This window comes from Nevskia soli (assembly GCF_903970205.1).
In the GTDB taxonomy this organism is placed as follows: Bacteria; Acidobacteriota; Terriglobia; order Bryobacterales; family Bryobacteraceae; genus Bog-113.
In genome coordinates, this window is record NZ_CAJCHS010000361.1 from 1 (window position 1) to 6272 (window position 6272).

Here is a 6272-nt window from a genome sequence, read left to right on the forward strand (position 1 = left end):
CGCGGATCCGGATAGCGGAAGAAAAGATAAGATGCGAAAGGCACGCGTTCCCGCAAACGTCCGCCCAGGATTTCAGAAACCGGAACGCCCCATGCCTGACCGAGAATATCGAGACAGGCAAACTCCAGAGCCGCGACAATCTGCGTCCGATTGTTATAGAGCGACGCCGTGGGATTCGCGATCTTGAAGCGCATCTCGTCGATGCGCGCCGGGTCGTGGCCCACGAGGTAAGCGTTCATGGCGCGAAACATCGCTTCGGCAGATTCGCCGCCGCCGCCCATCTCGCCGAGGCCGACGATCCCGTTGTCCGTTTCGACTTCGACAATGGTGCGAACGAAGCGGCCCCAGTGGCAGCCGTTTCCATGGCGCAATGGCGCTTGCAGCGGGACGGTTACAGTGGTGGCGCGGATATCCCGAATTTTCAAACTGAACCCATAGTAACTGCAGCCTAGCGGCTCGTGGTAGTGGCCGCTCCGTCGCCGTCGCGGCTCAGTAAAGCGTCCACGCACGGGCTGCTACACCATCTGCAGCGTCTCTTCCACAAGTTCCAGCAATCGTTGCGTGCTGAAGGGCTTTTGCAGGAAGACGAATTCAGCGTCCGCAACCTGGCTGTCCATCGCGTCGTCGGTGTATCCGGAGATGAGAACCGCGGGCGTGCCCGGCCGAATTTTGCGCATGCGTTCCACAAGCGTTCGCCCTGAAATGCCCGGCATCACGACGTCCGTCAGTACAAGATCGATGGAGTAACTGCGTTCTCTCAACAGCGCCAACGCTTCTTCTCCGTTCGAAGCTTCGAGCGTTCGATAACCCGATGCCTGCAATACGGTCAGCACCAGCTTGCGCGCCGCGCGTTGATCGTCGACGACCAAAATCGTTTTGCCTTTTAACTGCACTCCCGAAGTCGCAGGCGGCTGCGCTTCGAGCGCTTTCCCGGAAGCAGCAACGCCACTCGAGGGCAGATAGACATCGAACCGCGTCCCCAATCCGATCTCGGTTTGAACGTTGATATATCCGTTGCTCTGTCTAACGATCCCGTAAACCGTGGAGAGCCCTAAACCGGTGCCGGAACCGCGTGGTTTCGTGGTGAAGAACGGCTCGAACAGATGCTTCTGCGTTTCCTCATCCATCCCCGAACCCGTATCGGTCACGGAGATGCGAACGAACGTGACAGGGTTCTCCGGGGGGTTCTCCGCGCCCGGAAGTGATCTGCCACGCGGAACTCTCGATACGTTGGCCGTCTCGATGGTAAGGCGGCCGCCGCGGGGCATGGCGTCGCGGGCGTTGACCGCGAGGTTCAACAGCACTTGCGTAAGCTGCCCCTGATCCGCCCTGATTTTCGAAAGCCCCGGCGCGAGCACGGTGATGATCTGGATATTTTTCGCGATCAGATGCGCCAAAAGACGTTCCGTCTCGACGATCACGGCGTTCAAATCGAGATCCACGGGCTGCAGCGTTTGGCGGCGGCTGAAAGCCAGCAGTTGTTGGGTCAGTTCAGCGGCGCGCACGCCGGCATAGCGTATTTCTTCGACGAAGTTGCGGAGAGGGTCCGCATCCTTCATCCGGGTCAAAACCAGCTCACTGTAACCGTTGACGATGGTCAGCAGGTTGTTGAAGTCGTGCGCAATGCCGCCGGCGAGACGCCCGATCGACTCCATCTTCTTGGACTGGATCAGTTCCTGCTCCCGGATCTTTCTTTCGGTGACATCCTGCAGGGTTCCGCTGATCGCCTGGACGCCCGGCCGCGTCTCCACCACGGCCGCGCGCACATGGAGAGATCGTTCCGCACCATCAATTTTCCGGCTAATCACGATCTCCCGCTCGAAGCGCTCGCCGGTTGTGAAAACCGGCTCGCCGAGGCGCCGGGTGAACTCCTCTCGATCACGATCGCTCAAAAGATCGATGAACGCCGGGACTTCAACATTGGCGTCAATGTCGGCGTCCGGTTGGATACCTAAAATGTGACGAGCAACCGCGGACATCTTACAGGAACCCGAGGAAATATCGAATGTGTACGTCCCGAGTTGGGCGATGCGCTGAGACTCGCCCAGAAAAAACGCGCTCTCCCGAAGAGCGTTTTCGGCCTGCCGGCGATCCCGAACCTCCTGTTGGAGCGCCTTGGTTTCTTCTTCCAGAAGAGTGATGATCATTCCGAACGCGACAAAATATTTGGGCAAGTCCCACAGGACGCTCTGGTCAGGAATGTTCGCGCCCAGCCTGGCCAGTAACCCCGCTCCGATGAACACGCTGCCCCAGGCGACGAAGGACACCGATGCCAGGATCACACCCGGTGTTGCGCGCCAGAAGTGCATCGCCCAGGCTGCCCCGGTGACCGCGAAGGCATCGAAAAGGAGCACGTTAATGCCTTGCGAGGGATCCCCGGTTGTAAACATGACAGCGGCCGCGGGAATTGCGCCCAGCAGAATGCAGCCGGAACACGAGGCGAGCTTCCACTTTGCGCGCGTGGCGAAAATCCAGATGGAGGCGGCGAAAATAACGCCGCTAATGAGATCGAAAATCCATACTGCGGGTCTGCCCGAGACCAGCAGCGTGACGTACGCCAGAGCGGGCGCAAAAACCAAAGTCCAGAAAACGCGCCGTGCTGATTTCGTCAGGTAGGCGTCGCTAACGGATAAGAAGAAACTGGCGGCGGCGAAAAATAGAGTCGAGTAAGCCAGCCAATCCGCGACCGGCGGCGAGATCCAACCGGCTAATTGCAGAAGATTGCCGGCGAAATGGATCTCGATCGCGATCCAACCTTGCAACCAGTTCAGCGTGCGCTGCCGGCGATCGCGCACGTAAAGCCATGCGAACAGCAGGAGCAGCAACGTCATCGCACTGAAGCTGACAATCTGCGAGAATTGCGCTGCTACTGCCAATGCTCCACTTCATCACGGAATACTCGTGAGATCAACTAATTAATTGGTGGGAAATGTGTCGCCGGAACGGTCTTCATCCGGTTCCTCGATAGCGTCCAGCAGTTCGGGATTTTTGGCGAATTTCTTCAAAATGCGGACAATATTACCGGCGCGGAACCCCGCCCGCAGGAGCCGCCGATAAGCGCCCGCGAGGTCCTTATCAGACTGGAAGAGAGCCTCGCGGGGAACCGCCCGGTATTTCCGGCGAATGTATTCTTCGATCAGCTTGAGTTCGTCGGTTTCCCGATAGGCTTGCTCAACCGCCGCGTCCGCCACCGGACCGGCCACGCGCCGGCTTCGCAGGTCGTTGAGCGTGCGCGTGCGACCGAAGCCCTGGTTGCTCAAACGCGATTCGACAAACGTTTCAGCGAAGAGACGATCGTCCAGGTACCCGTATTCGCGCAGCCGGGTGAGTACCTCGTCGACGGCTGATTCTTCGGCCGCACGCAAGCGAAGACGGTTGCGGAGCTCGCTGGTCGACTGGGCGCGCCTCGCCAGCGAGCGAACGGCCAGGTCGAACAATTCGGCCGCGGCGAGTTTCGGCTTCGGTTTTCGGGGACCGGGCGCCGCCGGTGGATGGGCAGGCATGAGCAAAAGCGTTAAAGTGCAGCTTAAGGAGCGCTGGGCGCCGAGTCGACGCGAACGTTGGAAAGAAAACTGCTACTGACGAAGAGTATACACTTGCGGAAGGCCGTCAACGCCCGAATTAGCTGGGCAGCGCCTCGCATATAGGAGAATTCAAAATGGATCGCGATGGATTGACAAATTTTCTGTTCGGCCTTGGGGTCGGCGTGGGTATCGGGATCTTGTTTGCCCCCAAGTCAGGCGATGAAACCCGCAGCCTGATTAAAGACAAGGCGAACGAAGGTACGGATTATCTGAAGCGTGCCTCAACCGATTGGACGAATACCGCAAGCGACCTGATCGATAAGGGCAAGAGCACCGCCAGCGACCTTATCGACAAAGGCAAGAACGTCATCAGCAAACAAAAAGATAACCTGAACGACGCGGTGGAAGCCGGCAAGCAGGCTTACCGTGAGAAGGTTGAACCCACGGTTAACCAGGCGAGTTAGACGCAGCTTGCGGTAAGCTGCGACTGAGGGATTGTTATGTCGGACGATGTTTTTCGTTGGGTTGTAGCGGGCGGTGTAACAATAGCCGCCCTTTCATTTCTTGCGCTCGGAATTGTTTCGGTCATTTTGCTAACGGTGATCATGAAGTTACGGGACAAGATTGAGCCGATCATCGACTCGGCGACTCCGATGGCCGAGGACGCGATGGACATGGTTGCGCACCTGAAGCCTCAGATCTTTAAAATCTCAGGTCAGGCCGTTGAGGTATCGAAGCTGGTCGTTACCGAGGCTCACCGTTATAGCGATCTCTCCAAGGATTTCGTGACGCGCGCCAAAGTCCAACTCGCGCGAATTGATACCGCGGTTGACGGAACCGTCGAGCAGGTTCAGGAAGCAACAGGAACCGTGAAGAATGCGGTGATGCGGCCTTTTCGTGAGGCGGACGCGGTGCTGACGGGGATTCGCGCGGGTCTAAGCCGTTTTGCCCGCGGCGGGTACCGCCGGAACAACGTCTACAGCGCAACGCAAGACGACGAGATGTTTATCTGATGCGCAAACTGGCGCTCGTCTACGGCATGCGCATGCTTCCCGCGGATGAGATCGAAGAACTCAACGACGCGCCGATTCAGCTGAAGAGCGGGAAAGGCGCTTCAGTCACGATGCACTTGCTTGAGGGCGCGAATGAGACGGAGCTGCGGAAGCAATTGGAACAGTCGATCGATGCGTTTTTCGAGTTCTATCCGGAAGTTTGAGCTGGGTACCGTGGCGCGATGTTGCGCTAAAGCGGTTTCACTCGGCCGCTTTTCTCATCGCTCAAAGCCCGCTCGATAGCGTCGTCAAGGCAACCCGCTGCAAGGTCAGGCTCGATACGAGCGTCGATTGTGTCTGAACGCTGATCTAACCAGTTGTATAATTCTTCCGGTTCGTTAGGTGTAAGTGCACTGATCGCGCGCTCGATTTCTTGGACCGTGCTTAAGCTCATTCAGTACCTCGACACAAGTGTAGCCGTTTAAAAGCGGGTTATCTTAAAGCGCGGTCTCTTGCTCTTTGCGCTTTGATCGGGCTCCCATGCGATCATCGCGAGCAGCACGGACCGCCGTACCTTTTGCGTGAGCAGCATCCAGACGGTCAAGCCAACCAGGCTCTTGCGTTTGCGTTTTGCGGAACTGTCTGCTGGACGCGAACGTACCAGATGGCATCACGAGGTGTGCGATGAACGCAGGCACGGCGCAGCAATATGCGCGATGGATCGGGGTTCTCTATCTCATCACGATTGTGGCCGGCGGATGGGGCGAGTCCCATGTGCCGAATACACTGCTCATCGCCAACGACTTGGCCGGGACTGCGCAACGGGTGGCCGGCTCGGTGGGACTTTTTCGGTCCAGCTTTGCCGCGTACCTCATCGAAGCTACGTGCGACATCACGCTCAACGTACTGCTGTATGCGCTGCTTCGGCCGGTGAGCCGCAACCTGTCGCTGCTGGCGGCGTGTTTCGGGCTGATGGGTACGGCGATTTTTGCCGCCGGGGAACTGCTTTATTTTGCCGCCGCGCTACCGGCTGTGGATCCCGACGTTGCCCGGGTGATCTCGCCGGAGGCCAAGGCGGCGCTCACCTATCTGTGCCTCACCATCTACGGATACGGCTTCGGCATCTTCGCAACGTTCTATGGCTCCGCGGCGGCGGTGCGCGGGTACTTGATTCTACGTTCCGGCTATCTACCGCGCGCGCTTGGCGCGATCCTTCTTCTTGGAGGCGCCAGCTTCATCGCCAAAAACGTTCTAGTTGTCCTGGGGCCGCAGTACGACCTGCCCTACGTGATTGTGCCCATGTTCGTGGCGATGGCCTCACTGACGCTCTGGATGCTGATCAAGGGCGTTGATCGCGCGCGGTGGGATGCGATGCAGGCGACGCCGGGAGTTGCCGGAAGATGACCGAAGACGTCCGGCCGACGGCGCTTTCGGTTACGTTGCGCTTGCTCGGGTTACGCAAGCAGATCGGGATGTTCGCGAAGCCATGCGCCCAGTTAAGGTACGGCCGTAGGCGCGGTTACAGATATTGTGGAGCCGAGAGTGTGAATGTCCAAGGAATACATAGAGGAACGCTCCGGCGCACTGTACGTTAAGGGAACGAGGGTATCCTTGGCCTCCGTCGCTCTGGAATTTAGGGAGGGGCTGCGCCTGAAAACATTCTTCAGGATTTCCCCTCATCGGTATCTCTCGAAAATGTATACGGCGCCCTCACGCACTACCTCGCGAATCAAGGCAAGGTTGAAGAAGATCTTAA

General features: G+C 58.3%; 6 protein-coding genes and 1 pseudogene. 4 read left to right on the forward strand and 3 right to left on the reverse strand.

From position 1 onward, the window contains the following. The 3 genes and pseudogenes from H1Y01_RS15780 to H1Y01_RS15790 form a co-directional block, all read right to left on the reverse strand. A pseudogene (locus H1Y01_RS15780) lies at window positions 1-425 on the reverse strand (enolase C-terminal domain-like protein); the annotation flags it as partial. A gap of 90 nt (window positions 426-515) precedes the next feature. After that, window positions 516-2876, reverse strand: a complete 2361-nt coding sequence (locus H1Y01_RS15785) for a hybrid sensor histidine kinase/response regulator (RefSeq protein WP_180541470.1) — start codon at window positions 2874-2876, stop codon at window positions 516-518. 39 nt (window positions 2877-2915) lie between these two features. Beyond that, complete coding sequence (locus tag H1Y01_RS15790; protein ID WP_180541471.1) at window positions 2916-3503, reverse strand: regulatory protein RecX; 588 nt, start codon at window positions 3501-3503, stop codon at window positions 2916-2918. A gap of 155 nt (window positions 3504-3658) precedes the next feature. Here H1Y01_RS15790 and H1Y01_RS15795 point away from each other — a divergent pair, with 155 nt between their 5' ends. The 4 genes from H1Y01_RS15795 to H1Y01_RS15810 all read left to right on the forward strand — a co-directional run bounded on the left by H1Y01_RS15795 (window position 3659) and on the right by H1Y01_RS15810 (window position 5920). Beyond that, complete coding sequence (locus H1Y01_RS15795) at window positions 3659-3988, forward strand: YtxH domain-containing protein (protein ID WP_180541472.1); 330 nt, start codon at window positions 3659-3661, stop codon at window positions 3986-3988. A 36-nt stretch (window positions 3989-4024) separates the two neighbouring features. Beyond that, the gene (locus H1Y01_RS15800) at window positions 4025-4537 is read left to right on the forward strand and encodes a hypothetical protein (protein ID WP_180541473.1); all 513 of its coding nucleotides are present in this window, start codon (window positions 4025-4027) and stop codon (window positions 4535-4537) included. Continuing rightward, window positions 4537-4740, forward strand: coding sequence for an allantoinase (locus H1Y01_RS15805; RefSeq protein ID WP_180541474.1), 204 nt, complete (start codon window positions 4537-4539; stop codon window positions 4738-4740). Before H1Y01_RS15800 ends, H1Y01_RS15805 begins: the two co-directional genes overlap by 1 nt. 460 nt (window positions 4741-5200) lie before the next feature. Next, on the forward strand, window positions 5201-5920 hold the full coding sequence (locus H1Y01_RS15810; RefSeq protein ID WP_180541475.1) for a DUF4386 domain-containing protein: 720 nt from the start codon (window positions 5201-5203) through the stop codon (window positions 5918-5920). Window positions 5921-6272: the final 352 nt, after the last annotated feature.

Coding starts and splice junctions, on each gene's coding strand:
- H1Y01_RS15810 (WP_180541475.1), top strand. CDS start 5,201: ATGAACGCAGGCACGGCGCAGCAATATGCGCGATGGATCGGGGTTCTC.
- H1Y01_RS15795 (WP_180541472.1), top strand. CDS start 3,659: ATGGATCGCGATGGATTGACAAATTTTCTGTTCGGCCTTGGGGTCGGC.
- H1Y01_RS15800 (WP_180541473.1), top strand. CDS start 4,025: ATGTCGGACGATGTTTTTCGTTGGGTTGTAGCGGGCGGTGTAACAATA.
- H1Y01_RS15805 (WP_180541474.1), top strand. CDS start 4,537: ATGCGCAAACTGGCGCTCGTCTACGGCATGCGCATGCTTCCCGCGGAT.
- H1Y01_RS15790 (WP_180541471.1), bottom strand. CDS start 3,503: ATGCCTGCCCATCCACCGGCGGCGCCCGGTCCCCGAAAACCGAAGCCG.